Source organism: Arthrobacter sp. S41, assembly GCF_004320535.1.
Lineage (GTDB): Bacteria > Actinomycetota > Actinomycetes > Actinomycetales > Micrococcaceae > Glutamicibacter.
Genome location: NZ_SIHY01000002.1, coordinates 249905 through 274302 on the forward strand (window position 1 = coordinate 249905; position 24398 = coordinate 274302).

Here is a 24398-nt window from a genome sequence, read left to right on the forward strand (position 1 = left end):
ATGCGAGTTGTGCTTAGCTAGCGAAAACAGTCCAGTCGAGAACGACTTTGCCGCCGTGGCCGCCCCGGGCTGCTTCGAAGCCCTGCTGCCATTCGGTAGCCGGAACAAAGTCCGTGACTACCGAGGAGATGCGTTCGCGCATAACTTCGGAGCTGGTGAGCATGGCGCTCATGGCGTACCAGGTTTCGAACATTTCGCGGCCATAGATGCCTCTAAGCGTGAGCATGTGGGTGACCACCTTGCCCCAGTTGATATCAATGGAAGAACTAGGCAAACCGAGCATGCAGATCTTGCCGCCGTGATTCATGTTCTCGATCATTTCTGGCAAGGCGCTTGCGTGTCCGGACATTTCCATGCCGTAGTCAAAGCCCTCGACCATGCCCAAATCACGCTGTGCTTGGCCGATTCGAGTGGTTCCTACGTTTACTGTCAGGTCCACACCCATGGATTGGGCCAGCTCGAGTCGTTGATCTGCGATATCGGTGATGGCGATCTTGCGTGCACCCACATGGCGGGCTACCGCGGCGGACATCAGACCGATGGGTCCAGCGCCGGTGATCAGTACGTCTTCGCCAACCATCGGGAATTGCAGCGCGGTGTGTACCGCGTTGCCAAAAGGATCAAAGATTGCGCCGAGCAATGGGGTGATGCGTTCGTCGCGGTGAATGTAAACGTTGCTTTCGGGGATCACCACATATTCGGCAAAGGCGCCATCGCGTTGCACGCCAACCGAGTCCACGTTGATGCACATCTGCTTGCGTCCGGCACGACAGTTGCGACAGATTCCGCAGACCACGTGGCCTTCACCTGATACGCGGTCTCCCACTTTGACGCCGTGGACAAAGGATCCAGTGTCAACAACTTCGCCGTAGAACTCGTGACCTGGCACCAGCGGCGTATTGATCATCGCTTTGGCAGCGTCATCGTAGGCTTCGATATGCAGGTCGGTGCCGCAAATACCGGTGGTCATCACGCGGATTTTGACGTCGTGGACGCCGACTTCTGGCTCGGGGCGGTCCACAAGTTCCAGTCCTGCGTGGGGGCCTGATTTGTACAGTGCTTTCATGCATGATCCTTTGGCGATGGCCGTCGGGATGTGCACTCGACGGACGGTCTTGCTTCAAGTGTCGCACTCAACTCGCACGGAAAACATATTAGAAGAAGATCGATCTACTGATCTATTGCTTTAGCATTTACTTCATGGAATTACATCAGCTACGGATTCTGCGCGAACTCGCGGATCTGGGTAGCGTCAATGCTGTAGCAAAGGCACTTTTTGTCTCTCCCTCTGCAGTTTCTCAGCACCTGGCTCAGTTGCAGCGCGGGTTTCCGGCACCCCTGACGCAGAAGGAAGGCCGTCGGCTGGTGCTGACCGCCGAAGGGAAATTATTAGCTGCGGCTGCCGCTACTGTGGCTTCGACCTTGGCCGAAGCTAATGCGCAAATTCGTACGGTTGATCAAGACCGAGACGTCCCCATTCGCATCGCTGGATTCCACTCGATCGGGCAGACAGTGTTTGCCCCGTTGCTCACCGTTCCGCAAGGACAACTGCCACCGCTGCACTTTTGCGATGAGGACGTTTCGCAACAAGATTTTCCTGCGCTTACCTCAACCTACGATTTGGTTCTTGCCCACCGCATGCCCCACACCGCGCCTTGGCCAGAAGATCGAATCAAGGTCATACCGTTGGCATTTGAACCTTTGGATATTGCCATCCATCAAGATCATCCGCTAGCCAAGTTTGATCAGCTTTCTCCCGCGCAGGTTATCAATGAACGTTGGGTAGTTTCTCGTCCGGGATACTCCCCCGCCGATGTCCTGGAGACCATTGCGGCCCTGGCGGGCAAGGCGCCTCGAATTGAGCACCGCGTGAATGACTACGCAACTGCCGCTGCGCTGGTAGAAGCCGGTGATTGCCTTGGGATTCTGCCACGATTCACCGTGCGTAAAACCATCGATCCGTCGGTGACTTTACGACCAATCAAAGGTTTAGATTCCGGTAGACAAATCGACCTTCTACTGCGGGCCGAACATCTGCACCGAAGCACCGTCAAAGATGTCATTGAAGCGATTCGAGAAGCGGTTCAGCGGTTGGTTATTGGTTAGCAAGGCCTGACGCCTCGAACACACAAGGCCCGCACTCAAGCGATCCATTGGGAGCGTGATTCAAAAGATGAGGACAGTGAGCTCCCCCTCCTAAAAAAGTATGATTTACAAGATGGATTTAGAAAGTATAGGTTGGTCAGTGCACAACTGTAAAAATCTCAAATGAGGTCCATCAAGTATTTTGCATGTCTACCGGCAAACACCTTGGAAACGCGACAGCCTTTTTGTCGCTTCAGCACTTGAGCACTTGCGATAGGTGTGTCGGGAAGCGCTCACGCCGTAAGGCCCGGGATGACTGAGAAGACGATGAATTCGATGGACTCAGCAAAACGAACGACAGCAAATCGTAGGACCCCTTCGCGCCATCGATCAGGTCCCAGAGGAAGTCCTGTTACAAGGCGATGAATAGACACGGCAGGCTTTGGGCGGTGCGCTCGGCGGAATGGTCGCAGAGCTGGTCGGGGTCGCAAAAATCCAAAAAGCATGCCCATAAGTGAAGAGGTCTCTATGAAAAAATCGACTAGAAACATCGTGTTACTACTTCTGGCCATCGCGGCAGGCACACTAATGATAGTTTTCGACAACATGCTTATTGGGGGCATCATTGCCGGCTGGGCGATCCTGTATTGGGGCTGGTCCATTGATGCGAACCAGGAAGTCACCGCCGACGCGCGAGAACTCAATCCTAAAGACATGAAGGAATATCGTCGGCAGCACCCCGACGCGACCATCGTTGATGCAGTCAACGCTTTGGTCCGTACTAAGTAGCCCACGACTTCGGGTGGCACGTGGAGTTGATGACGATCAATTAAAGTTGGAAGCAATGCACAGCGCACCGCATTGAGTTGTCTGACGTCAATGCCATTCCAGACAAGGGGACACAAATCTTATCGTCCTAAATTCGGCGCTCAACCCTTCCTGTGCTGCACATAGCGCGCGTCGATGCGTTTCTTACCAAGCCCTTCCACCCATGATTAGTGGGCGCGAGTCGGCGAGGTAGCTGAATTCCGGATTAAACAGGGATGCTGCCCGCGATTGTGCGCGGGCAGTATCCCTGTTGGCATCTGCAAATTAGCCGTTGAAGGTGTCCGGGTTAGGACCGGTACGACCGTCGCGGTCTAGTGCATCAATGCTTGCCAATTCTTCGCTGGTCAGTTCAAAACCAAACAGGTCAAGGTTGGCGATGATGCGTGATTCGGTGACCGACTTAGGGATGATGACGCGTCCCTGCTGTAGGTGCCAGCGCAAGACGACCTGCGCGGCGCTAATCTGGTGAGCCTCGGCAATTGCCAAGATGGTTTCGTCGGTGAGCATTGCGCCCTGAGCCAGTGGGCTCCAAGCCTCGGTGACGATACCGTTCTCAGCGTTAGCGGCAATCACTTCACGATTCTGCAATGCAGGGTGAAGCTCAACCTGATTTACAGCTGGAACGATAGTTCCTTGTGCAATCAGCTTGTTCAGGTGCTCAGGCTGGAAGTTCGAAACACCGATGGCGCGGATCCTCTTGTCGGCGTACAACTTCTCAAGAGCCTTCCAGGTCTCAACGTACAGTTCCTTTTCTGGAGCTGGCCAGTGAATCAAGAACAGGTCTAGGTAGTCCAGGCCCAAGCGCTCAAGGCTAGCTTCGAGCCCGGCGATGGTCTGCTCGTATCCCATCTCTGCGATCCAGAGCTTGGAGGTGATGAACAGTTCGTCACGGGCAATGCCGGACTGTGCCAATGCCTTGCCGACGCCCTCTTCGTTGCCATAGATCGCAGCGGTATCGATGCTGCGGTAGCCAGCCTTCAGTGCCGCTGCCACGGCGGTGGTGGTTTCATCGTTCGGTACCTGGAAGACACCAAAGCCGACCTGTGGCATTTCTACGCCGTTGTTCAGGGTGACGGTTGGGATTGCGGTAGTCATATCTAACTCCTTGAAATTACTTGAGGGACTTGTGAAAATTTTGGATTAGCTAGCTGGAACTAGCTCGGGTGCTGCTGCCGAAGACTTCTTGGCCAGGCCCATAGCAACAAGCACGAGGACCAATGCGGCGAAGGTGATGATCGCGCCGATCCAGATCGGCGAGGTGTAACCCAAGCCTGCAGCGATACCCAGGCCACCGGCCCAAGCACCTAGTGCGTTACCCACGTTGAAGGCACCGATGTTGGCACCTGATGCCAAGGTTGGAGCGTTGCCGGCGTACTGCATGATGCGGCTTTGCAGACCAGGAACGGTACCAAAACCGAAACCACCCATGAGTAGCAAGGCAACGATGGTTGCGATCTGGTTGCTTGCCAAGAAGCCGAAGACCACAAGCACAACGAGCAGGGCTGCGATGAAGAAGAGCAAGGTGCGGTCGATGCTCTTATCGGCCATGCGGCCACCGATCCAGTTACCCACAAAGAGGCCAACGCCGAAGAGCATCAGCAACCATGGCACGGTGGTTTCGTTGAAGCCGGTGATTTCGGTCAGGGTGTAAGCGATGTAGGTGAAAGCACCAAACATTCCGCCGTAGCCCAGGATGGTGACGCCCAAAGATAGCCAGACCTGCAAAGAGGTGAAGGCACCAAGTTCGCGTCGCAGTGAGATTCCTTCTGCTGCGTGCTTGATTGCTGGAACCAAGACGAGGATGCCAATCAATGCAAGAACACCAATAGCGGAAATAGCCCAGAAGGTTGAGCGCCAGCCGGAGTGCTGACCCAGCAGGGTGCCGAATGGAACACCAAGCACGTTAGCGGCGGTCAGGCCGGTGAACATGATGGCAATGGCGCCTGCCTTCTTATTGGCTGGGACCATGTCGGAGGCTACTACTGAACCGATGCCGAAGAATGCTCCGTGACAAAGGGCGGCGATGATGCGGCCAATCATGGCCACTTCGTAGGTGCCTGCCAGTGCGGTGAGCGAGTTGCCGATGATGAAGAGAACCAGCAAACCGACCAGTACCGGCTTGCGTGGAAGCCGAACGGTGGCGGCGGTCAGGCCCAAGGCTCCGACAACCACGCTGAGTGCATAACCGGAAATGAGCCAGCCTGCAGCGGCCTCGCTGACTGCGAAGTCGGTGGCTACGTCTGGCAGCAAGCCCATGATGACAAATTCAGTAAGCCCGATGCCAAAAGCACCGATAGCCAACGCAAGGAGGCCGAGCGGCATAGCGTTACTCCTGATACACTAGAAAAAATAGTTGCACACGCTTGTTATTGCGCGATGAATACTATCGTTGCACGCGCAACTAACCAGCGCAAGCAAGTAATTTGGAGGAAGCCATGGGAATCGCAGATGATGCGGTAGAAATCCGGGCACGAGGATGGCGTACATTGGCGTCATTGCACGGATTAATCGATGCCGCACTAGAAAAAGATCTCACCACTGAGGTTGGCCTGTCTGTGGTCGAGTACACATTGTTGGACGCTTTGAACCGGCAGGATGGTTGGCATATGCGCATGGCGCAGCTTGCTCGCGCCACTGCATTAAGCCCCAGCGCCACCACCCGACTAGTCACCCGGCTAGAAGATCGGAACCTGCTCTCACGCGTATTGTGCGCCGACGATCGCCGCGGGATCTACACCGAGCTGACCCCGTTGGGCCATGAGCTGTATCAGAAGGCCAAGCCCATCCACGATGCCACGCTAGAACGCATCCTGAAGCAAGCCGAAGAACAGCCCGAGCTGGCACCTTTGGCCCGCATTCTTCACGAGTTCTCACTGGCCTAGTCGATCGCCCATTGTGTAGAAGGGGTAGCTTGTTGCGTCCAAAATTCTCTGCCGTCCTCTTTGACTGCGACGGTGTACTCGTTGATTCTGAGTCCATCACCAACGCAGTTCTCCGACAGATGCTCATCGAGCTTGGATGGAACATTAGCCAAGAAGAATGCATCAGCATCTTCATCGGCAAAGCCCTGAAGGACCAGTGGGAACCAATCCTGACTCACACTGGCGTGCGTATTGATGAGCAGTGGATCAGCCAGTTCAGGGAACGTAGAGATGTCGCGTTGCGCTCAAACCTGCAAGCCGTGCCTGGCGCCTTGAACGCAGTGCAGCTGATTTCACGCGTGTATAAAAACAAGATCGCGTGCGCCACGGGAGCAGACCGAGGCAAGGTCGAGATGCAGCTGTCGATTACCGGGATGGCTTCTTGCTTCGGCAGTCACGTTTATAGCGGCATGGAATATGCGCACAGTAAACCGGCCCCCGATGTCTACTTGGCTGCCGCCGCTGGACTGGAGATTGATCCGACTCAGGCAGCCGTGGTTGAGGATACCGTTACCGGAGTGACCGCCGGCGTTGCGGCCGGAGCCACGGTCTTTGGATACTGCCCCGGTGGACCGATCAGCAGCACTAAGGAGAAACTCCTGGGTGCCGGCGCTACCGAGGTGTTCATGCACATGGATCAGTTGCCATCACTTCTTACCCAGGCCTAGCTGAGGAAAGAACCCGATAGTCGTCGGGGAGGAACTGGTCAGCCCCAGGGCTCCAAAGCAAAGCCCTTTCCTAACGGACCGCGCCCAGCCAACCAGGCAACTAGCTCGACACGCGCTTGCGGGCTCGCCAATCGTTCGGGAACGGTGTCCAGTAGATTGCCAAGATCCCACGCTACGTAGTCTTCGTTCCACTGGCTTGGCGTATATCCCAGCCCAAGATCAACAAGGTGCATTTGTACTTCGCGTAGGCGGTGAGCCGGGCAACCACCAACCCCATAGTGCCCACCTCCCATGAAATCGGAGTTGGGCCAGCCAGCCTGTTCGCTTTGCTCAAGAATTCCATCTAAACGGCGAACACTCGATTCCAGGTCAGCCAAGATTTCAGCTGCTGAGTCCTTCGCACCGTCCTCAATTTCCTGACGCCGTTGCTCTGGACCGTTCGCGTATTTGGGAACATCCTCACCGTTCAAGGCCCCGTCCATACGACGTGCATGTGCATCGGCATTTCGCGCAAGATGCGTCAACACGTGGCCCACCGACCAATCAGGCAAATTACTGTTCTGCCGCATTTCCGCCTCGCTGAGGCCAGCCACATGCTGCAATAATTCCGCGTGGGATTTGAGACATAAACGTGCCGCTATGCTCGGATTTTTCTCGAGATCCATGGTGATCCTCTCGCTGACCAGACCCGACAGTGCTCAGTTGCTTGAACTCAGCTTACGGTCTGAGCTGCCAAGGAGTACTCCCAGGCTCTCGCGTCCGACTATGCCCAGAAGATCATCGGCGCCAAGATCTGCGGTCAGCATGGCATATCGAAGTCCCCAACCACGCGCTCGTTTCCACGTTGGACTGCCAGCTTCAATGCCGTAACTCTCGAACGCACGACTAATGCCCACAGGCGTGAAATGCATCCAGAACATACCTAGATCCGAGGCCGGGTCGCCAACACACAAGTCCCCGTAATCAACGAGACAGACTGACGGATGTGGCAACTCGTGACCAACAACGGTGTTGTATGGATGCGGGTCACCATGCAGCCATACTGGGGCATCTTCATAGTTCTCCGCCTCCAAGGCATCCTGCCAAATTGCCAAAGCATCAGCTTGCAATGCGGCATCCAAGTTTGAAATTTGCTCATGAGTCCGCGCATCAACCAGCGTCAAGGCACAACCACGAAATTCGCTTCGCGGTTCCGGCGAGCTGGCGGGTTGATGCAGAGCTCGCAACAGTTCAGAAAATACTTCCGCGTATTCATCGCGATCTTGGCGTTTGAGTTGAGCTGCGCTATTTCCAGGAACGTAGCGGCAAATCGAAAAGGTAAAGGGGTAGCTGTCAGTCGGCTGACCTTCAAAGATCGCTAGGCCAATATCCACCCCGGTGTCCTTTGCCAATTGCGGAAGCCAACGGCGCTCTTTGACGCCGATCCCCTCCCCCATTTGTCTTCGGGGTAAACGGATCAGCAGGGAATCTCCGAGACGATAAACCTCGTTGTCCCAACCGGTGGCAAGATAGCTGATTTCTTCATGAGCCCACTGTGGCGCTTGCGTTGCTATCAGCCCTCGAACCATTGCCAGATCGATGGCGACTTCTGCCTCGGGCATGACGGACTTCTTAGCTGGCGGGTTGCTCATCGCTCAATACTAATCTTTCGCTTGGAATGGACCGTACTCTGACTCCTCGAAGCGAACTCAGAATTGGGACCGGCCTGCCGTCAAGAATTGATTTGGGAGCCGACCCTGATGGCAAAATGATGATCAAAAGCCACTTAGATTATTGAGGAAGCTGACCTCTATGCAGGCACTGCCCGTCGTTCGCTACGCAGATCTTTCGGCACAGCCGTGGAAGAACGGCAAGGGCGTATCGCGCACTGTCCTTAGCGATTCAGATGCCCGTGGGGCGTGGTCGTGGAAAGTTAGCGTAGCGGAAATTTCTCAGGCTCAGCCCTATAGCCAATACCCTGGAATCCAGCGGATTCAGGTCGCCCTAGGCCCTGGCGAGATCGACTTGAATATTGGTGGCCAAGCCCATCGTCTTCACGCAGGTGAACAGGTAGCGTTCGCTGGTGAAGATGAAGTTTCAGTTGCGCCACTTGGCACTGGATTCTTGGCCCTCAACCTTATGTTCGTCGGCGAAAAGTGGGAGGCCAAGGTGTCGACTATCGGCGCTGCCAGCCTCAGGGCAACAAGTGGGGAAGGGAAAATCCTTGTTGCACAAGATGAGTATTGCCGGGCTGACGGCGAGCCTCTGGCTCGGCTGGATGCACTCATAGTTCCCGCAGAATCGCAGGTCACCACCGCGGGTCATTTTTATCTGGTGGCCTTCACCCCTTTAGCCAAGGTCAGTGACTCCGAGGCCTGAACTCGTTAGCGATGCGTCCCGGTCAAGTACCTTTGGATGGTCGGGCCGACCTCAGCGACGATCTCCTCATGAGTCCGCGAGGAAATGTCCGGGAGTTGGATGACATAGCGGGTGAAGCCAATGCCGAGCATGTGAGCGGCGGCCAGGGCAACTCGCTTACTTTGATCCGGATCAGCTTCGGAGAGCTGCGGAACGCCCCGCATTCGTGATCCGAGGACCGTCTTGAGCATATCCACCGCGCTATTTGAAGTGGAAGCGGACCGAACTAGTGCCAACATGATGTGGCGAGTTTCCTCTTCTTCCCAAAGGTGAAGGTAGGTATCGACCACTCGGGAACCTATATGGGCAGGATCACCAAGAAAGGCATTTCCTAGTCGCTGTGGGATGGTTGTGTGCTCAGTCAAGGTTGTCGCAAATAGGGTCGCCTTGTCCCCATAGAAGTGGCGAATCAGTGCGGGGTCAACACCGGCTGACGTGGCAATAGTTCTAATTGACGTCGAGTCATAACCCCTCTGCGAAAACAGTTCTCGCGCAGCATCCAGAATTGCTTCCTTCGTGCCACTGTCACCGGAACGGCGTCCAGTGGGGCGCTTATGGAGGGGCTGCTCGTCTTGATCACTCATATTTCCAGTATACTTCTACACCTGAGGAATTCCTCAGGTGTAGAGTTAATGATCAAGAGCCATGACATCTCGAAAATCTGACTCTGCGTGGAGAAGCCCATTCGAGACCCAACAGTTCTCGGCGAAAGCCACTCTCCGCCATAAAACTTCCCTCAAGAAGACCGTCGGTCGCAGATTTTACCTTTCTGCCACTGCCCGCCCTCGTGCTGAAATCAACGGAGGAGTCAGCCATGACATCCCAAGCAACCACCCCAACACCACATACAAAATGGCCAGTCGCGGTGGTCATCGGAGCCCTAGCCTCACTCGTGCTGGCAGTGGTTGTGCTCGCCTTCCTCTGGCCCGGCAAAACCGCGCAGGCAGAAAATCTGCCGGTCAGCATTTCAGGCGATCAGGCCAAAGTATCCGCTCTCCAAAGTGCCATGGGCGAGAGCAATACCTTTGAGTTCGTCACGGCACAAGATCGCGCGGATGCCGTGGACCAAATTGAATCCCAGCAAACGTACGGAGCCATCGTCCTGGGTTCAGGCACCGAAGTTCCTGAGGTTTTGACTGCTCCCGCAGCAAGCCCGGTATCAGCTCAGATGCTAACTGGCGTAGCTACCCAGTTGCAGGCTCAGGTGTCACAGCAAGTAGCTAAAGCTGGCGGCGACCCAGCGTCCGTGAAGGTCGCGGTCACCCCAGTGGTCCCCTTCTCCGAGCATGATCCAAATGGTTCCGGGCTTGCTTCAGCGTCCTTCCCGATGGCCATCGGCGGCATGATTGGCGGCGTACTTATTTCATTGCTGATCACCGGCCCAGTGCGGCGTTTGGTCGCCGTAGCTAGCTTTGCAATTTTCGCAGGGCTCGTTATCGCGTTCATTATGCAGACCTGGTTCCAGTACCTTCAGGGTGAATTCTTGATGAATTCCCTGGCCATGGGACTGACAATGATGGCAACCGCATCCTTCATCGTTGGCTGCACCTCACTGATTAGCCGGGCAGGTATCGGAATCGGCGCCGTACTGACGATGTTTATCGGCAATCCCCTGTCGGGTGCAACCATGCCGTGGCAATTCTTGGCTGCCCCATGGGGTGCGATCGGACAGCATCTGGTCCCAGGCGCTTCCGGATCACTCATTCGATCGCTGAGCTACTTCCCTGAAGCTTCTACCGCTGGTCAGTGGTGGACTCTTGGCGCATGGGTCTTGCTCGGTGTCGTATTAACTTTGATTGGGCATTTCCGTGCCAAAGAATCAATGCACATGCCAGAAAGCACGCTGGAAACAGCCCATGCTGGGAAGCACGCTTCCTAATTTAGCTGGGCCGTCAACTTGTTGATGGCCCAGTTGACGTGCTTCTCAATAGAACACTTTTCAAGAGCACGGACGGATCTGATCCGCCGTGCTCTAGAAGTAGACTCTGGACTAGTCGCTTACCTATCCAGATAAGGAACTGTCCTCAGGATCCGGTCTAGAATCATGGCATGAGTTCATCGGCAGCCAGCGAACAAATTCTCGTTCAACTTATCCTTGAAAAGTTTGACCAGCTCTATAAAACTGTCGATGACATTCCGGAGGAATTGATCAATAGATGCTTGCCTATCGAAGGCAGCAATTCGCCGGTGCAAATCTTGTTGCACTGTTGTGGCATGACGCGTCGCTGGTCTTCAACGGTCAACCTCGGCATCGCAGTCCCCCGCGACCGAGACGCTGAGTTCAACGCAAAAATGGTGAAGGCGGAAGCGTTGATGTTGGCTTCCGAAGCCCGAACAGCATTCGTTGCAGATATCTCGCGCACCGAGTTACAGCAGCCTCCCGCCGTTATGCCACCGGGTCGTGATGTCGAATATTGGATGGCCACCTGCGAAGGCGTCCTCATGCATGTGCACAAAGAGCTTTGCCAACACCTGGGCCATCTAGAAATCACTCGTGATTTCTTGTGCCACCCCGCTAAATGAGATCTTGATCAGCGAAGTCAGACTTGCAAGTCGTTCCAGTCGAACCGGGTAGTTTCACCACTCTCCCAGTCCTGACGGAGAATTGCGTAGGCGACTGACGCCATTCTTGTACCGTCATCGGCGGGCCAACTCATCCGGTAGTGGGCCTCCTTGAGGAAACCTGCTTTAACGAAAGTTTTACGCATCGCAAGATTGTCTTCTCTGGTTTGGCCCTCGAATCGCAGAGTCTCAGGGTGGTCATTAAAAACCTTGTCGGTTAATTCCTTCAGCACTAGGACACCCAGACCTAATCCCCGATAAGTCCCCGCCAAGCGCAGGTCAAACATTGGGGTGTCGTCTTCCAGGTCTTCCAGCACTGCCATTCCGAGGCATTCGCCGTCGCCAATGATCCAAAAACCCTGGCTCTCGTTGTTCCAATATCTTCCGCCATCGACTACCCCTGTTAACTCCACTTCTGTCCATTCTCGACGAACGTGGAACGGGAAGTTGTTGGTAGATAAAAACGTGACGATGGCGTTGCTGTCTTCCGGTCCCATCGACGTAAACGAGATCTTCATGGCGCCAGCCTACACAAACCATGTCGGTCTTGATTACCCTATTCATGAATGCAGGTGTCAATCTCGCTCTAGAAAATGGCCACTGTCATGTCATACCTCTGTCAATGAACTCAAGACGTCCTGCGTGGAAACCACCTTAGCAAAGCCACCTCCATGCAGATTCGTCGCCGTAACCTGCATGAGAGTGGCTGCCGAAATTACGGTGCCATCGGGTCCTGCCAGATCAAAAGTTCGGGTAGCGTCGAGCGGCACGATGACATCGAACCCAAGATTGCCTCCCATGCGAGCGGTCGTTTCTACACAAAAGTTGGTTTGGATTCCACAGACCACAATCTGATTGATCTGCCTAGCTCTAAGCCACTGTTCCAAATCCGGAGCACCATAGAATGATGAGTTCACCGTTTTGGACACCAATAGATCAGGGATGACTGCCTGCACCGATTCTTGAAGTTCATTTCCGGGCCCTTGGACGTACAAGGGCGAATCCGAATTTCGACTATCGTGCCTAACTATGACTATCGGCATTTGCTTTGAGGACCAAGCCTTTAGCAGTTGCTCAACGTTGTTCTCGCATGCGGGGTAATTGATCGTTGGACCCCATGAGGCATCGTAAAAACCATGCTGCATATCAACCACAATCAATGCTGTCTTTTCATTTCTAATCATGTCTCTAGTTCACCAGTGTTCAAAGGACTCAACCAGTGGCAGGAATGACAGTGTTCGATAAGATTGCGCCATGACCATTGTGGGAATCTTAGTTGGCCCGGGACGCCGTGCGTTTGATCTTGCGGTTGTGCGCGAGGTGTACGATGACCGCTCGGATCGAGGGCTCCCTCGGCCGACGGTGCGAATCCTTGCCGCCAGGGCAATCACTGATCTTGATCCGCTCCACTCGATACGCCGCACCCATGGTCTGGATACGGTGGAGGAGCTCGACATGCTTGTGGTTCCTGGAAGTGAGGACCCACTCGCGGAACTTGATGCTCGGGAAGTTTCAACGGTTGCACGGGCCGCATCAGCCGGCGTTCTTGTAGCATCGTTATGCACCGGGGCATTCACGCTGGCTGCCGCCGGACTTCTTGATGGACGACAGGCAACGACGCACTGGCGTTATGCCGATGAACTAGTCCGACGCTACCCAAGAATTCACGTCAAAGCGCGCGATTTATATTGCGGCGAAGACAAAGTATGGACTTCGGCCGGTGTCACCGCTGGAGTTGATCTCTTATTGCAATTGGTTCGTCTGGACTGGGGAACCAGCGCCGCAGAGACTGTTGCAAAGGCTATGGTCACCCCAGTTTTTAGGCCGGGTACTCAAGCTCAATACGCGGATACGAACACTCCAACAAGCTCAGCGCCATCAGTCGAAAACCTGCATTTTGAGGTTAGAGCAGATCTTCAACGACCGTGGAGCGTCAAAGATCTCTCAGCAATTTGCGCAATGTCTCCCCGGACTTTTCACCGTTGGTTCTCTGCCACTGTAGGAACAACACCGGTCAGATGGCTCAATGATCTACGAGTGCAAGAGGCTCAACGGCTTCTTGAACAAACTGGCTTGTCGGTTGGTGCCATAGCTCGCGACGTCGGCTTCGCATCAGACGATCTACTACGAAAGCACTTCACCGCCAGGCTGGGGATCACACCAACCAGTCACGCATCGACGTTCCGTCAACCACGTCCTTGATGAACTGAGACTTTCTGCTCGTATAGGCAAGGCGGTCGCTTCCAACGCTCTTGGCCAATCCCAGTTTCAGATTTACGTAGCAATGACCAAAGTTGCCTCTGTTCTGAGTCGGTCTCGAAACGCCATATGATCTTGTTCCCACTTTGATCCAGTCTCACACACGTGAACATGCACGGTTCGTGGTTTCCCCGCAGGCGGGCGAAAGAGACGATGATCGGTTTGTCGATGTCGCACCACCGGGCTCAGACCTTCAAGGGCACTACGATGCACAGACGCGTCTGCGATATCTGGAATGCCAAATATTGATGCTCAGCGAACGCTTGAGCTCGATCAATTCACGTTTCGCCGACGAGCAGATGACATTTTTCCTTACAGGTGGCTCCACTCATCCAAAAGGACTATAGAAAATCACTTGACGTGAGCATAGTGTTAAAGCCGACTAGAAAATACCATTTGCACCGCGTTGAAGCTTGGTGCCGCTCATGCTGAAGGGAACGTGGGGCTTTTGCTGGCTTGGCTAGGGTTAGACGGTAAATCCAAAAACGAATCGGTGCCACTTTGGAACGGTGTCAGCGAAAAGGCCAAATGGGGTTCGCTTCTGGTGTGTCTAGGAATATCGTTCCTGACTTTCGCCATCACGCGTTGGTTATTCAATGACTACACAGAAGTACTGGGCTTTGTTCCTTGGATTTCCGGTGCCGGCGTCTTGCTCATTTCGTCGCTCCTCGTCGAGCGATCCCTTACCAGAGCCTCATTGACCTCACGCACTCCAACTGATGACAAACTGTAGTTCGCATTTGTTCCATAAATACCTCCAGTAAAATACTGGAGGTATTCTTGTATTACACACCCTAGCTTGCGCTAAATAACCAGATCACTCGATCAATCGTCGTTCATTATTGGCAGTCGCATGTGCTCCATTTGGAGTGGAGCTTAGCTCCGGGGACCATATCCAAGCCGTCAAACAATCGTTTTAGTGCGGACCGGACAACATGCCGGAGTAACGCACTACCCGACTGGTTTCCCGTTTTCACCCAACACCGCTTGACCGTCAGTATGCAGTGGGTTCTTGGTCGTTGGTATCCAGGCGCAACGAGCCTGCATGCCCGATTCCGCTTGTTCATCCCTGATCATCACGGAGCCTAGTGACCACTGTCCATCTTCAGTTACTTCACCGACAGCATCTGGTCCGGCCATGTAGCCCATCATTGCTTGAGGCTTCAGAGGCATCTTGCTCTTGGCATTCGGGGCAGAATAAATCGGGATTGAAACCGCGATAGTCTCACCCTTTGCCTCCGGATGACAGTAACCGCCATATCCCCCAGGCTGGTCCGTACGCACAAGATGGTACTGGTCATCGCCAGCAAACTTTTGGACGCCTACCGTTCGTTCCTGCTTCAGCGGGCCATTTTCAGAACACGCAGTATCTTGGAAGTTGCTGCGTAGATATTCAGTGATTTTGATGCCTCGTTTGGCAGGGACAACACTGCGAACTGTTGATCCGCAATTATGCGTATAAGCGATCTCGCCGGGAACCTGAACAGGTCCCTGTTTGGTAGCTACCCACGCAATATAGTGTTGCCAATAAGCGTTGCCGGAAGTGCTCGTAAACGCTGCGACGGCATCGTCCACGCCGTCACAGTTCAGATCCGCATAAACAATCTTGCCAAGCTCAAAACTGCTGAATTCGTCACTGGCTTTCGAGTCAACAAGCTTTACTTTGCTGTCTTTCTCCGAAGCAGCCAACGGGTCAATCCAAGTCTTATTTCCAAGATCTGCATCTCGTAGAGACTTGATCGCAGGCGCCGTTTTACTTGGCGAGGGCACAAGTGTGGGCGTAGTAGTCTTCAGCTCAGAATCGGGTGAACTACAGCCAGCAAGCAGTAGGCCCAGAGTTGCGACAAAGCCGAAAATCTTTACTCCACGAGATGCATTGATCATGCTCAGATTTTATCCGAATATCAAAATGCCTCATAAAACCATGAGTCATCAACATGACATCATTACGGCTTCGGTTAAAACGCTGGCCCCGGACTTCCCAAAAGGGAACTCCGGGGCCAGCACGACCTAGCTGAAGTGTTAGGACTAGAGTCCCAGCTTCTCCATCACGATTTCACGAACGCGGCCGGCGTCGGCCTGTCCGCGGGTAGCCTTCATGACAGGGCCCATCAGCGCACCGATGGCCTGCATCTTGCCGCCCTTGATCTTCTCGACGACATCAGGCATGGCAGCCATGGCATCATCCACGGCCTTGCCCAGTGCGTCATCGTCGTTCACTACAGCCAAGCTGCGCTTGTCAACGATTTCGCTTGGGGAGCCCTCGCCAGCAATGACAAATTCCAGTACCTGGCGAGCGATCTTATCGTTGATCTTCTTGCCCTCAATGAGCGAGTTCAGTTCAACGATGGTCGCAGGAGTAACGCCCAGAGCAGCGATGTCCTTGTCCGCAGCCTTGGCCAGACGAGCGATCTCGCCCATCCACCACTTACGGGCTACAGCAGCCGAGGCACCAGCAGCAATGGTTGCTTCGATCTCGTCGAGCACACCGGCGTTGACGACGTCGCGGAATTCCTTGTCCGCGTAGCCCCACTCAGCCTTCAGGCGCTTGCGACGCTCGGCCGGTGGTTCTGGCAGACGGCCGCGCAGCTCTTCGATCCACTCAACGGTGGTGACGATAGGCACCAGGTCAGGCTCTGGGAAGTAGCGGTAGTCATCAGCATCTGACTTTGGACGACCCGAGGTGGTGCTACGGGTATCTTCATGCCAGTGGCGGGTTTCCTGAACGATCTTGGCTCCGGAATCCAGCACCGCTGCGTGACGCTCGATCTCGAAGTGCACTGCGTGCTCAACGGCGCGCAAGCTATTGACGTTCTTGGTTTCGGTACGGGTACCGAACTTCTCGGCGCCCTTGGGCATCAGCGAAACGTTGGCGTCGCAACGTACGTTGCCGCGTTCCATCTTGGCGTCCGAAACACCCAGGTTCTTCACGATTTCGCGCACTGCAGCCACGTAGGCCTTGGCCAGTTCTGGTGCGCGCTTGCCAGCACCAGTAATTGGCTTGGTGACGATCTCGACCAGTGGCACACCTGAACGGTTGTAGTCCACCAGCGAGTAGTCAGCACCCTGAATACGACCGGTTGCGCCACCCATGTGGGTCAGCTTGCCGGCGTCTTCTTCCATGTGGGCACGTTCAATCTCAACGCGGAAGATTTCGCCATCTTCCAGCTCAACGTCCAGGTAGCCGTCGTAGGCAATTGGATCTTCGAACTGGGAGGTCTGGAAGTTCTTTGGAGTGTCCGGGTAGAAGTAGTTCTTCCGGGCAAAGCCGCACTTCTCGGCGATCTGGCAGTTCAGTGCCAGGCCGATCAGGATGGAGTACTCGACGGCGGTCTTGTTGACCACTGGCAGTACGCCGGGCAGGCCCAGGTCTACCGGGGTGACGTTGGTGTTCGGCGCATCGCCAAAGGCGTTAGGTGCGTCGGAGAACATCTTGGTCTTGGTGTTCAGCTCGACGTGGACCTCAAAGCCCAGTACCGGATCGTAGCGATCCAGTGCTTCGTCGAAGTCGACCAATTCATCGGTGTAGTTGCTCATGATCTCTAGGCCTCCTGCGCGATCGAAGCGGTGTCAATGGCTGGTGCCTGCGAGATCAGCGACTGACCCCACTGCTTTTCCAGCAGGGTTTCCAGTGCGGCGCCGGCACGGTACAGACGTGCGTCTTGGAAGGCCGGAGCCAGGAACTGGATGCCTACCGGCAGGTTCTCGGACAGGCCGCCAGGCACGGTGATGCCTGGGATGCCAGCGAGGTTAGCCGGGATGGTTGCCACGTCGTTGAGGTACATGGCCAGCGGGTCATTGTCGTTGGCGCCCAGCTCAAAAGCTACGGTTGGAGCGGTTGGCGAAATCAGTACGTCAGCCTGCTCAAACGCGGCGTCAAAGTCACGCTGAATCAGGGTGCGGACCTTCTGCGCTGAACCGTAGTAGGCGTCGTAGTAGCCGGCGCTCAGTGCGTAGGTACCTAGGATGATGCGGCGCTTAACCTCATCGCCAAAACCAGCGGCACGGGTGGAACCCATAACCCGCTCGATGGTCATCGGACCCTCTTGTGGAAGCACACGCTTGCCAAAACGAACACCGTCGAACTTGGCCAGGTTGGAGGATACTTCCGAAGGCATGATCAGGTAGTAGGCGCCCAGCGCGTACTTAAAGTTCGGGCAGGAAACCTCAACGATTTCTGCGCCGGCAGCCTTGAGCAGTTCCAGCGACTCGTTGAAGCGTGCCTGCACGCCTTCCTGGTAGCCCTCGCCCTGCAGTTCCTTGATGACACCAACACGCAGCCCCTTCAGGTCTCCGGTGGCGCCAGCCTCAGCGGCAGCAACCAGACCTTCAAGGTCCTTTGGCAGTGAGGTGGAATCCTTCGGATCGTGTCCGCCGATCAATTCCTGCAGGTAAGCCGAGTCCAGCACGGTACGCGATACCGGGCCGATCTGGTCCAGCGAGGAAGCCATAGCGATCGCACCGTAACGCGATACCGCGCCATAGGTTGGCTTCACGCCAACGGTGCCGGTGACAGCACCTGGCTGGCGGATGGAACCACCGGTGTCGGTACCCAGTGCCAGTGGAGCTTCAAAAGAAGCCACTGCAGCAGCCGAGCCGCCGCCGGAACCGCCAGGAATGCGGTTCAGGTTCCAAGGGTTGCGAGTCACACCGTACGCGGAGTGCTCGGTGGAGGAACCCATGGCAAATTCATCGAGGTTGGTTTTGCCAAGCATTGGCAGCTTGGCAGCACGGATCTTCTCGATCACGGTTGCGTCGTACGGGCTCATCCAGCCTTCGAGCATCTTTGATGCTGCGGTGGTTGGCTGGCCCTTGGTGACGATCAGGTCCTTGATGGCGATGGGCACGCCGGCCAGTGGGTGCAGTGCTTCTGCGTCGGCGCCGCCTGCGGCACGGATGGCGTCAACTTCTGCTGCTACGGCGAGCGCCTCTTCGGCGTTCACGTGCAGGAAGGCGTTGAGCGCGCCGTCCACTTCAGCAATGCGATCCAGGTGCGCCTGTACTGCCTGCACGGAAGTGACTTCGCCAGCGCGCAGCTTGGCGGCCAACTCGGTGCCGGAAAGCTTAATCAGTTCGTTCATGAAATTATTCACCGTCCAGAATTGCTGGGACCTTAAAGCGGTCCGAATCAGAATCTGGGGCGTTGAGCAGAACTTCGTCGATGCTCAGCGTCTGCCCCACCGTGTCTTCGCGCAACACATTGGTCAGCGGGATTGGGTGGCTGGTGGCTGGGACGTCGGAGGAGGCGACTTCGCTGACGGACGCAATGGCACCGACGATAGCGTCGAGCTCACCGGTCATTTTGTCCAGCTCTGCGCCGCTCATCTCGATGTGGGCAAGGTGTGCCAGATGCACAACGTCCTCACGGCTGATGGCAGACATGTATCTCCCTTAAATGGCGGTTTGGTTTCATAGACAAGTCTATCCCTTACGCGCCGACCATCAGACCTTTATGTGCCCGGTTCGTTATGCTGTGCGCAATACCAAACCAGTGAGTTCTTGGCCCAGCGCGTTCTCCCAGTAGCCGATGACCCCATCAGCGCTGGAAGCGCCGGATACTGGCTTGCGGATGATCGCGGCCTCTTTGCCCGCAGGGTTGCCGTTGACCTTGATCCGTGGATCATCGGTGAATGACTCACTATGGTGCTGGGGTGCGGTCTTGCCAGCGAGCAATTGACGCGCTTGGGCGGCAAAGACCGGGTCGCCGGCAGCATCGTAAATGTAGCGCGGACCTAAAATGGCGTGCTCGCTGATGCCGATCAGATGCTTTTCTCCCCCGGGCAAGGGTGCACCACGGTAGGTGAGCGGCAGGTGGTCAACCACGTCAGAAGTGTCCGAATGGTCCGCGTAGATACGTAGTTCTATCCCAACTTCACCTTGCGGGTCTTCTAAGCGGAAACCGCCGATGTGCTGAAGTTTTGGGGTGCCTTTACCCGTATAGAAGTTCTGCTTGGGCAGCCAAGCGGAAACCAACTCGTTTTTGGTTGGCGACATACTGGTGTTGTAGACAATTCCCATGCGCTTAGTCTGTCAATTGCATCATTGCGACACAAGTCCTGAGCAACGTTCCTTGACTGCGTCCTGCTTTACTACTTAGCTGCTGCTTCAAGCATGGACTTGACCAGCGGGCCAGCGCTTTGCGCGCCACCGTCACCATCTTCAACAAACGCCGCAACGGCCAAGTCGCCTTGGGCAACGATGGCCCAGGCGTGAGCGTTGCGCTCGCTGTCATATTCTGCGGTGCCGGACTTGCCGATGATCTTTGCCCCGCTCAAGGAGTTCAGATCCTTCAGGGTTCCGTGATCAATGACCTCGGCCATCATGTCGGAGAGTTGTTTGGCTTCATCTTCGGTGAGAGCTGAGGCTGCCTTGGCTGGGGCCTTGGGCTCAGGTGAAGTTACCAGCTTAGGCTGGACGGTGGACTTGGCCTGGACCGAGGCGACCACGGTGGCCATACCCAGTGGCGAAGCTTCCACTACGCCCTGACCAATCATGTTGGCCGCCTGAGTGGTTCCTTCTGAATCATCGGGCACCGAGCCGAGCACTGCGCCAACACCGGTTCCGTCTTCGCCGGTCAATCCTAGGGCTGCGGCAGCTTCAGAGAGCTTCTTGCCGCTGATTTTTGAACCTTCATTGATGAAGACGGTGTTGCAGGATTGAGCAATGGCTTCGGACAGTGGGATGGTTCCAAGCTCGGCTGCTGGATAGTGGTCATAGTTCTTGAATGTTTTGCCGTCCACGGTGGTGCTGGCGGTGCACTCGACCTTGGTATTTGCGGTGGCCCCGTCACGAACCATTGCCAGCGCACTGATTACCTTGAATGAGGAGCCAGGTGCGTAGGATCCCTGAAGCGCGGTGTTCAGTCCGGAGCTCACCGGGCCTGAGGAAGCAGCGAGAACACTGCCATCTGATGGGCGGATCGCAACAATACCGGAATTTGAATCCGCGTCGGCGATGAGCTTATCTGCAGCCTTTTGCAGATCCATGTCCAAGGTGGTTTCCACATTTTTGCCGGCCACCGGCTTGGTGGTGAACAGCTCCGCCTGGGCCTCGTTGGCTTTGTTGTAGCGCGAAACCTTGATGCCGTCGGTGCCCGAAAGAGTGTCATTGTAGGCCGACTGCAACCCGGAGGTACCAACCTGGTCACCGCTCTTGATCTTGCCGTCAGACTTCTTGATGATTTCTGCGGTTGCTTCGCCCACGGCGCCTAGGAGCGGTCGGGCAAATTCGCGAGTGGGAGCCAACGGAATTTCATCGTTGGTGAAGGTTGCGCCCTCAATCGCCTTGATCTCGTTGTCGCTGACCTCACGACTGGAATCATCGCGTAAGACGATCGCTGGCACCCAGGCCTTGTCGCCAGCGGCCAGCACGGTGCTCACATACTGGTCTTCGTCAATGTCTACGAGCTTGGCTAGTTTTTTAGCCGAGGCTTTCCAGTTGGCTTTCTCGGTGCGGGTCTTATCCAGACCCACACGGATTACTGGCCGGTTGGTGACGATCTTGTCGCCACCGGCGGCAGTGATGCTGCCGCGGTCCGCTACTTCCACAGTGGCTTTGAGGTAGTCCCCTGCCTGCAAGTCCGGGGCAAGCACTGCTGGGTCGAAGCGCAGCTTCCACGCGTCGGCGTCTTTATCAAATTCCCAGACGGCTTTGGTGGTGTAGCTGAAGTCTTTGTCGGTGTCATCAACGTCCCACACGGTGGTGATATCGGCCGTCGCGGTTTTGATGCCGTCCGTTTCTTCCTCGTCCTTGGCCACTGAACTCACGGTGCTGCTGTGCTTAACTTCGCCCATGGAACCAAAGGCGGTCTTTTGTTCACTGGCCGCAGCTTGTGCATCGGAGCTTGCGAACTGGACGTCGCTGAAGTCACCGGAGTTGATTGCCGAAGCTAGGGCGTCGGCGGACGGTGCTGGGTCCGGTGTTTTTGCGCTGCACGCACTGAGGGAGCCCAAGGCTAGGGCGGCAACTGACAGGGCAACAACACTACGACGAAGAGCACTCATGGAGCCATTCTATTCATGCTGACAGGCCGGTTCACAATAACCTGTCGGTCTGCCTCAGATTATTTCTTTCGAGTAGACCACCAGCTTGATATCGGTACCGGGCACCGTCCAGTCGCGCTGTGAATCGTGCACAAAACCCATAGATTCATACAGGGCTCGAGCTGTATTCCAGCTCTGCCCAGTAGTCAGGCTCACCGCGCTGATATTTGGCAGACTGCGAGCACGATCAATGCTGGCTTGAACCATGGCTCGGCCCACTCCGCTGCGCTGCGCCGAAGGGTCAACACTGAGCATGCGGATCTCCAATTCGCCAGGACGTGCAATGTCCGCGTAGTCGCTGCCTACTTGGATAAGAGTCATGGAGCCAAGGATCTGAGCATCGCGGCGGGCAACATAAATTTCGGTTTGCTCGGCACGCTCTGCGACCTTTTGTGCAAATTTCAGATACTCGTGGTCGGGACTGTCAAAGTGTCCGGCGGCAAAATAGGAGCTCGCGGTCAGCTCCCCCACCCGCTGGTAATCCTGGGGCGTGGCCAGTTCTATGAGTATTCCGCCGTGGACGCTTGTGAAAGTTTCTGCCTCATTCATGGTGCTTCAAGTGTGCCACGGTCTGCGCAGAATTAGACGAGAGAAATATTGACTCCGGGCCTTGCACAAAGGTTTGTTAATAGAGTTAACTAACCTCATGAGCTCCGAAACTGTCTTACGTCGCGACGGGACCTTTCTGTCGCACGGTGGCGCCGTCTTGCCGGCGCACGGCAGGGAGCAGAACTTGTCCCTGGTGTTACAGAACTTAATGGAGCGCGGAGCGCTAAGCCGAGCCGAGCTTTCTCGCGCCACCAAACTCACACGAGTCACCGTCTCAGAATTAGTGGCAGAACTTTTGCTCCGGGGCCATGTCATTGAAACCGGTCCTAAAGAAGGAAAACGCCCGGGCAAGCCAGCAACACTGGTGGATCTCAACCGCCCTGGGCTGCGCATTATCGGCGTGGATCTTTCCGGAATTCTCCCGTTCCGCGCCGCCATCATGGATCTTGATGGCACCCTTCTTCAAAGCTTCACCTTGGACAGCCATGAGCAAGGAGCCACCGGCGAGACTGCAACTGCCCAGCTGTTAGAACTCGTGAATCAGGCCCTGGCTCAGTGCACGGAGCCAGTAGTAGGAATTGGCATTGGCACACCCGGCATCGTGACCGAGCAGGGTGTGGTCCGATTAGCCGAAAAGTTTGACTGGGTCGACTACGACCTACGCAACAAAATCCAGCAAGCTACGAACACGAGAACCCATGTTCTTAATGACGCTGACTGCGCCACCCTTGCTGAGCACACCTTCGGGCACGGCAGCGAACATATGCTACTGCTTCGCCTTGGACGAGGTGTGGGTTGCGGCGTGATCACCCACAACACCTTGGTGCGCGGTTCGAAATTTGCCGCCGGCGAACTCGGCCACGTTAAACAAGATCCTACAGCGAACAAGCCCTGTAGCTGCGGTGAGACAGGTTGTTTGGAAGCCTACGCGTCAGTGCCCGCCATCCTGCAAGCAATAGCTTCTGGGCAGTCTGCCGAAGAAGTCGGGCAACAAGCGAGCGTTGCTCTAGCCAACGCGTTGGCGCCACTGATCTCGGTGCTCGATATCCGCAATGTCATTTTCACCGGACCGCCAGAAGTAGTTAATCCGCAGATGGCTCAATGGTTGTTAGACGCCCTTGCCGAACGTTCACGGACCGCGCGTGGCGAAGATTTCCAACTGAACATCAGTGATGACCCCGAGCACCTGGTGTTACGCGGTACAGCAGTGAACGTACTATTCCACGAACTAGGCATTTCATAACCAACAACAGAACGGAGAGTACACATCATGCGCGTGCTCGTAGGTGAATCAGCACAAGAGGTAGCAAAGATCGCTGCCAGCAGTGTCCTTGAGGGTCTGGCCAACCATGGCGCTGGACGGAAACCGGTCCTTGGCTTGGCCACCGGCTCCTCTCCCCTAGGTCTGTACCAGCAGCTAGCTGCTGCAGTTAAAGATGGCCGCGCTGACTTTTCGCAGGCTCAAGGTTTTGCACTCGATGAGTACATCGGCATTCCCGATACACATCAGCAGTCGTACCGACAGACGCTGATCAATGAAGTCTGCAATGTGATTGGCTTGCCAGCCCAGTCACTACACACCCCTGTGGGCCTCGGCGAATCATTGGAAGCTATTGAATCCGACGCATCAAACTACGACGAGTCGATTGCCGCCGCTGGAGGCGTCCAGGTGCAAATTCTTGGCATTGGTTCCAACGGGCATCTGGGGTTCAACGAACCCGGATCCGCACTACGTAGTCGCACCAGAGTTAAGCGACTGGCAGCCAAGACCCGTCACGACAACGCTCGGTTCTTTGACGGAATCGACGGTGTACCCACCCATTGCGTCACCCAAGGTCTAGGCACAATCCTCGAAGCCGGACGGTTGGTTCTTGTAGCCACCGGGGCTGGCAAGGCCGAAGCCATCGCCGCTGCCGTCGAAGGACCACTGACAGCTTCCTGCCCCGGATCGGTTCTGCAGCTACACCCCGACGCGGTAGTTGTACTAGATGAAGAAGCTGCAGCTGGACTAAAACTTCGCGAATACTATGCTGATGCCGCTGCTGGACTCTCCGATATACAGTTACGCCTGCAATAGAACGGGCCCT

25 protein-coding genes are annotated in these 24398 nt (G+C 55.6%); 10 read left to right on the plus strand and 15 right to left on the minus strand.

Annotated features, from left to right (window positions below; translation table 11 throughout):
- Positions 1-13 precede the first annotated feature (13 nt).
- Entirely contained in the window at positions 14-1066 is a 1053-nt protein-coding gene (gene tdh / locus EYR88_RS12490; protein WP_131090089.1) for an L-threonine 3-dehydrogenase, read from the minus strand.
- A 134-nt stretch (positions 1067-1200) separates the two neighbouring features.
- On the opposite strand from tdh, the gene EYR88_RS12495 reads away from it, so the two are divergent.
- The gene (locus tag EYR88_RS12495; protein ID WP_131090090.1) at positions 1201-2106 is read left to right on the plus strand and encodes a LysR family transcriptional regulator; all 906 of its coding nucleotides are present in this window, start codon (positions 1201-1203) and stop codon (positions 2104-2106) included.
- A gap of 507 nt (positions 2107-2613) precedes the next feature.
- Positions 2614-2874, plus strand: a complete 261-nt coding sequence (locus tag EYR88_RS12500) for a hypothetical protein (RefSeq protein ID WP_165477358.1) — start codon at positions 2614-2616, stop codon at positions 2872-2874.
- A gap of 303 nt (positions 2875-3177) precedes the next feature.
- On the opposite strand, the gene EYR88_RS12505 is transcribed toward EYR88_RS12500, so the two are convergent.
- Complete coding sequence (locus EYR88_RS12505; protein WP_131090092.1) at positions 3178-4008, minus strand: aldo/keto reductase; 831 nt, start codon at positions 4006-4008, stop codon at positions 3178-3180.
- A gap of 45 nt (positions 4009-4053) precedes the next feature.
- Positions 4054-5235: an MFS transporter gene (locus EYR88_RS12510; RefSeq protein ID WP_131090093.1), complete on the minus strand. Its 1182-nt coding sequence runs from the start codon at positions 5233-5235 to the stop codon at positions 4054-4056.
- Between the two features lie 113 nt (positions 5236-5348).
- On the opposite strand from EYR88_RS12510, the gene EYR88_RS12515 reads away from it, so the two are divergent.
- Together EYR88_RS12515 and EYR88_RS12520 are read left to right on the plus strand one after the other, a co-directional pair.
- Positions 5349-5795, plus strand: coding sequence for a MarR family transcriptional regulator (locus EYR88_RS12515; RefSeq protein ID WP_131090094.1), 447 nt, complete (start codon positions 5349-5351; stop codon positions 5793-5795).
- 29 nt (positions 5796-5824) lie between these two features.
- The gene (locus EYR88_RS12520) at positions 5825-6502 is read left to right on the plus strand and encodes an HAD family phosphatase (protein WP_242632576.1); all 678 of its coding nucleotides are present in this window, start codon (positions 5825-5827) and stop codon (positions 6500-6502) included.
- Positions 6503-6540: 38 nt separating this feature from the next.
- On the opposite strand, the gene EYR88_RS12525 is transcribed toward EYR88_RS12520, so the two are convergent.
- Positions 6541-7167: a maleylpyruvate isomerase N-terminal domain-containing protein gene (locus EYR88_RS12525; RefSeq protein WP_131090096.1), complete on the minus strand. Its 627-nt coding sequence runs from the start codon at positions 7165-7167 to the stop codon at positions 6541-6543.
- A gap of 33 nt (positions 7168-7200) precedes the next feature.
- Positions 7201-8133, minus strand: a complete 933-nt coding sequence (locus tag EYR88_RS12530; RefSeq protein ID WP_131090097.1) for an aminoglycoside phosphotransferase family protein — start codon at positions 8131-8133, stop codon at positions 7201-7203.
- Between the two features lie 160 nt (positions 8134-8293).
- Between EYR88_RS12530 and EYR88_RS12535 the strand changes: the two genes are divergently transcribed.
- A complete protein-coding gene (locus EYR88_RS12535) occupies positions 8294-8860 on the plus strand; it encodes a HutD family protein (RefSeq protein WP_131090098.1) in 567 nt (188 codons plus the stop codon).
- Between the two features lie 5 nt (positions 8861-8865).
- Here EYR88_RS12535 and EYR88_RS12540 read toward each other — a convergent pair whose 3' ends face one another.
- On the minus strand, positions 8866-9483 hold the full coding sequence (locus EYR88_RS12540; RefSeq protein WP_131090099.1) for a TetR family transcriptional regulator: 618 nt from the start codon (positions 9481-9483) through the stop codon (positions 8866-8868).
- 230 nt (positions 9484-9713) lie between these two features.
- Between EYR88_RS12540 and EYR88_RS12545 the strand changes: the two genes are divergently transcribed.
- Both EYR88_RS12545 and EYR88_RS12550 read left to right on the plus strand, forming a co-directional pair.
- Positions 9714-10778, plus strand: coding sequence for a hypothetical protein (locus tag EYR88_RS12545; protein WP_207306523.1), 1065 nt, complete (start codon positions 9714-9716; stop codon positions 10776-10778).
- A 170-nt stretch (positions 10779-10948) separates the two neighbouring features.
- Positions 10949-11422 (plus strand): DUF664 domain-containing protein, encoded by a 474-nt coding sequence (locus EYR88_RS12550; protein ID WP_131090100.1) that lies wholly within the window; start codon positions 10949-10951, stop codon positions 11420-11422.
- Between the two features lie 17 nt (positions 11423-11439).
- Here the strand turns inward: EYR88_RS12550 and EYR88_RS12555 are convergent, their stop codons facing one another.
- Together EYR88_RS12555 and EYR88_RS12560 are read right to left on the minus strand one after the other, a co-directional pair.
- Complete coding sequence (locus EYR88_RS12555; protein WP_131090101.1) at positions 11440-11979, minus strand: GNAT family protein; 540 nt, start codon at positions 11977-11979, stop codon at positions 11440-11442.
- A 90-nt stretch (positions 11980-12069) separates the two neighbouring features.
- On the minus strand, positions 12070-12645 hold the full coding sequence (locus tag EYR88_RS12560) for a cysteine hydrolase family protein (protein WP_131090102.1): 576 nt from the start codon (positions 12643-12645) through the stop codon (positions 12070-12072).
- A gap of 70 nt (positions 12646-12715) precedes the next feature.
- Between EYR88_RS12560 and EYR88_RS12565 the strand changes: the two genes are divergently transcribed.
- On the plus strand, positions 12716-13663 hold the full coding sequence (locus tag EYR88_RS12565) for a helix-turn-helix domain-containing protein (RefSeq protein ID WP_131090103.1): 948 nt from the start codon (positions 12716-12718) through the stop codon (positions 13661-13663).
- A gap of 1008 nt (positions 13664-14671) precedes the next feature.
- On the opposite strand, the gene EYR88_RS12575 is transcribed toward EYR88_RS12565, so the two are convergent.
- The 7 genes from EYR88_RS12575 to EYR88_RS12605 all read right to left on the minus strand — a co-directional run bounded on the left by EYR88_RS12575 (position 14672) and on the right by EYR88_RS12605 (position 22311).
- On the minus strand, positions 14672-15604 hold the full coding sequence (locus EYR88_RS12575; RefSeq protein WP_131090104.1) for a hypothetical protein: 933 nt from the start codon (positions 15602-15604) through the stop codon (positions 14672-14674).
- 144 nt (positions 15605-15748) lie between these two features.
- Positions 15749-17257, minus strand: coding sequence for an Asp-tRNA(Asn)/Glu-tRNA(Gln) amidotransferase subunit GatB (gene gatB, locus EYR88_RS12580; RefSeq protein ID WP_131090105.1), 1509 nt, complete (start codon positions 17255-17257; stop codon positions 15749-15751).
- 5 nt (positions 17258-17262) lie between these two features.
- Positions 17263-18801, minus strand: a complete 1539-nt coding sequence (gene gatA / locus EYR88_RS12585; RefSeq protein WP_131090106.1) for an Asp-tRNA(Asn)/Glu-tRNA(Gln) amidotransferase subunit GatA — start codon at positions 18799-18801, stop codon at positions 17263-17265.
- 4 nt (positions 18802-18805) lie between these two features.
- On the minus strand, positions 18806-19102 hold the full coding sequence (gene gatC, locus EYR88_RS12590; RefSeq protein ID WP_022875011.1) for an Asp-tRNA(Asn)/Glu-tRNA(Gln) amidotransferase subunit GatC: 297 nt from the start codon (positions 19100-19102) through the stop codon (positions 18806-18808).
- 84 nt (positions 19103-19186) lie between these two features.
- Positions 19187-19738 carry a 1,4-alpha-glucan branching protein gene (locus EYR88_RS12595; RefSeq protein WP_131090107.1) on the minus strand — a complete coding sequence of 184 codons (552 nt, stop codon included), beginning with the start codon at positions 19736-19738 and terminating at the stop codon, positions 19187-19189.
- A gap of 71 nt (positions 19739-19809) precedes the next feature.
- Positions 19810-21723, minus strand: coding sequence for a penicillin-binding transpeptidase domain-containing protein (locus tag EYR88_RS12600; protein ID WP_131090108.1), 1914 nt, complete (start codon positions 21721-21723; stop codon positions 19810-19812).
- 54 nt (positions 21724-21777) lie between these two features.
- Entirely contained in the window at positions 21778-22311 is a 534-nt protein-coding gene (locus EYR88_RS12605) for a GNAT family N-acetyltransferase (protein ID WP_131090109.1), read from the minus strand.
- A gap of 97 nt (positions 22312-22408) precedes the next feature.
- Between EYR88_RS12605 and EYR88_RS12610 the strand changes: the two genes are divergently transcribed.
- Together EYR88_RS12610 and EYR88_RS12615 are read left to right on the plus strand one after the other, a co-directional pair.
- A complete protein-coding gene (locus tag EYR88_RS12610; protein ID WP_131090110.1) occupies positions 22409-23554 on the plus strand; it encodes an ROK family transcriptional regulator in 1146 nt (381 codons plus the stop codon).
- 27 nt (positions 23555-23581) lie between these two features.
- Complete coding sequence (locus EYR88_RS12615) at positions 23582-24388, plus strand: glucosamine-6-phosphate deaminase (RefSeq protein ID WP_207306524.1); 807 nt, start codon at positions 23582-23584, stop codon at positions 24386-24388.
- The last annotated feature ends 10 nt before the right edge of the window (positions 24389-24398 follow it).

What these genes read in the sequence shown, in the direction of transcription:
- gatC (WP_022875011.1), bottom strand. Translation starts at nt 19,102, where the DNA reads ATGTCTGCCATCAGCCGTGAGGACGTTGTGCATCTGGCACACCTTGCC.
- EYR88_RS12540 (WP_131090099.1), bottom strand. Translation starts at nt 9,483, where the DNA reads ATGAGTGATCAAGACGAGCAGCCCCTCCATAAGCGCCCCACTGGACGC.
- EYR88_RS12595 (WP_131090107.1), bottom strand. Translation starts at nt 19,738, where the DNA reads ATGGGAATTGTCTACAACACCAGTATGTCGCCAACCAAAAACGAGTTG.
- EYR88_RS12515 (WP_131090094.1), top strand. Translation starts at nt 5,349, where the DNA reads ATGGGAATCGCAGATGATGCGGTAGAAATCCGGGCACGAGGATGGCGT.
- EYR88_RS12505 (WP_131090092.1), bottom strand. Translation starts at nt 4,008, where the DNA reads ATGACTACCGCAATCCCAACCGTCACCCTGAACAACGGCGTAGAAATG.
- EYR88_RS12575 (WP_131090104.1), bottom strand. Translation starts at nt 15,604, where the DNA reads ATGATCAATGCATCTCGTGGAGTAAAGATTTTCGGCTTTGTCGCAACT.
- EYR88_RS12530 (WP_131090097.1), bottom strand. Translation starts at nt 8,133, where the DNA reads ATGAGCAACCCGCCAGCTAAGAAGTCCGTCATGCCCGAGGCAGAAGTC.
- tdh (WP_131090089.1), bottom strand. Translation starts at nt 1,066, where the DNA reads ATGAAAGCACTGTACAAATCAGGCCCCCACGCAGGACTGGAACTTGTG.
- EYR88_RS12555 (WP_131090101.1), bottom strand. Translation starts at nt 11,979, where the DNA reads ATGAAGATCTCGTTTACGTCGATGGGACCGGAAGACAGCAACGCCATC.
- EYR88_RS12565 (WP_131090103.1), top strand. Translation starts at nt 12,716, where the DNA reads ATGACCATTGTGGGAATCTTAGTTGGCCCGGGACGCCGTGCGTTTGAT.
- gatA (WP_131090106.1), bottom strand. Translation starts at nt 18,801, where the DNA reads ATGAACGAACTGATTAAGCTTTCCGGCACCGAGTTGGCCGCCAAGCTG.
- EYR88_RS12495 (WP_131090090.1), top strand. Translation starts at nt 1,201, where the DNA reads ATGGAATTACATCAGCTACGGATTCTGCGCGAACTCGCGGATCTGGGT.
- gatB (WP_131090105.1), bottom strand. Translation starts at nt 17,257, where the DNA reads ATGAGCAACTACACCGATGAATTGGTCGACTTCGACGAAGCACTGGAT.
- EYR88_RS12605 (WP_131090109.1), bottom strand. Translation starts at nt 22,311, where the DNA reads ATGAATGAGGCAGAAACTTTCACAAGCGTCCACGGCGGAATACTCATA.
- EYR88_RS12545 (WP_207306523.1), top strand. Translation starts at nt 9,714, where the DNA reads ATGACATCCCAAGCAACCACCCCAACACCACATACAAAATGGCCAGTC.
- EYR88_RS12500 (WP_165477358.1), top strand. Translation starts at nt 2,614, where the DNA reads ATGAAAAAATCGACTAGAAACATCGTGTTACTACTTCTGGCCATCGCG.
- EYR88_RS12525 (WP_131090096.1), bottom strand. Translation starts at nt 7,167, where the DNA reads ATGGATCTCGAGAAAAATCCGAGCATAGCGGCACGTTTATGTCTCAAA.
- EYR88_RS12550 (WP_131090100.1), top strand. Translation starts at nt 10,949, where the DNA reads ATGAGTTCATCGGCAGCCAGCGAACAAATTCTCGTTCAACTTATCCTT.
- EYR88_RS12610 (WP_131090110.1), top strand. Translation starts at nt 22,409, where the DNA reads ATGAGCTCCGAAACTGTCTTACGTCGCGACGGGACCTTTCTGTCGCAC.
- EYR88_RS12600 (WP_131090108.1), bottom strand. Translation starts at nt 21,723, where the DNA reads ATGAGTGCTCTTCGTCGTAGTGTTGTTGCCCTGTCAGTTGCCGCCCTA.
- EYR88_RS12510 (WP_131090093.1), bottom strand. Translation starts at nt 5,235, where the DNA reads ATGCCGCTCGGCCTCCTTGCGTTGGCTATCGGTGCTTTTGGCATCGGG.
- EYR88_RS12615 (WP_207306524.1), top strand. Translation starts at nt 23,582, where the DNA reads ATGCGCGTGCTCGTAGGTGAATCAGCACAAGAGGTAGCAAAGATCGCT.
- EYR88_RS12560 (WP_131090102.1), bottom strand. Translation starts at nt 12,645, where the DNA reads ATGATTAGAAATGAAAAGACAGCATTGATTGTGGTTGATATGCAGCAT.
- EYR88_RS12535 (WP_131090098.1), top strand. Translation starts at nt 8,294, where the DNA reads ATGCAGGCACTGCCCGTCGTTCGCTACGCAGATCTTTCGGCACAGCCG.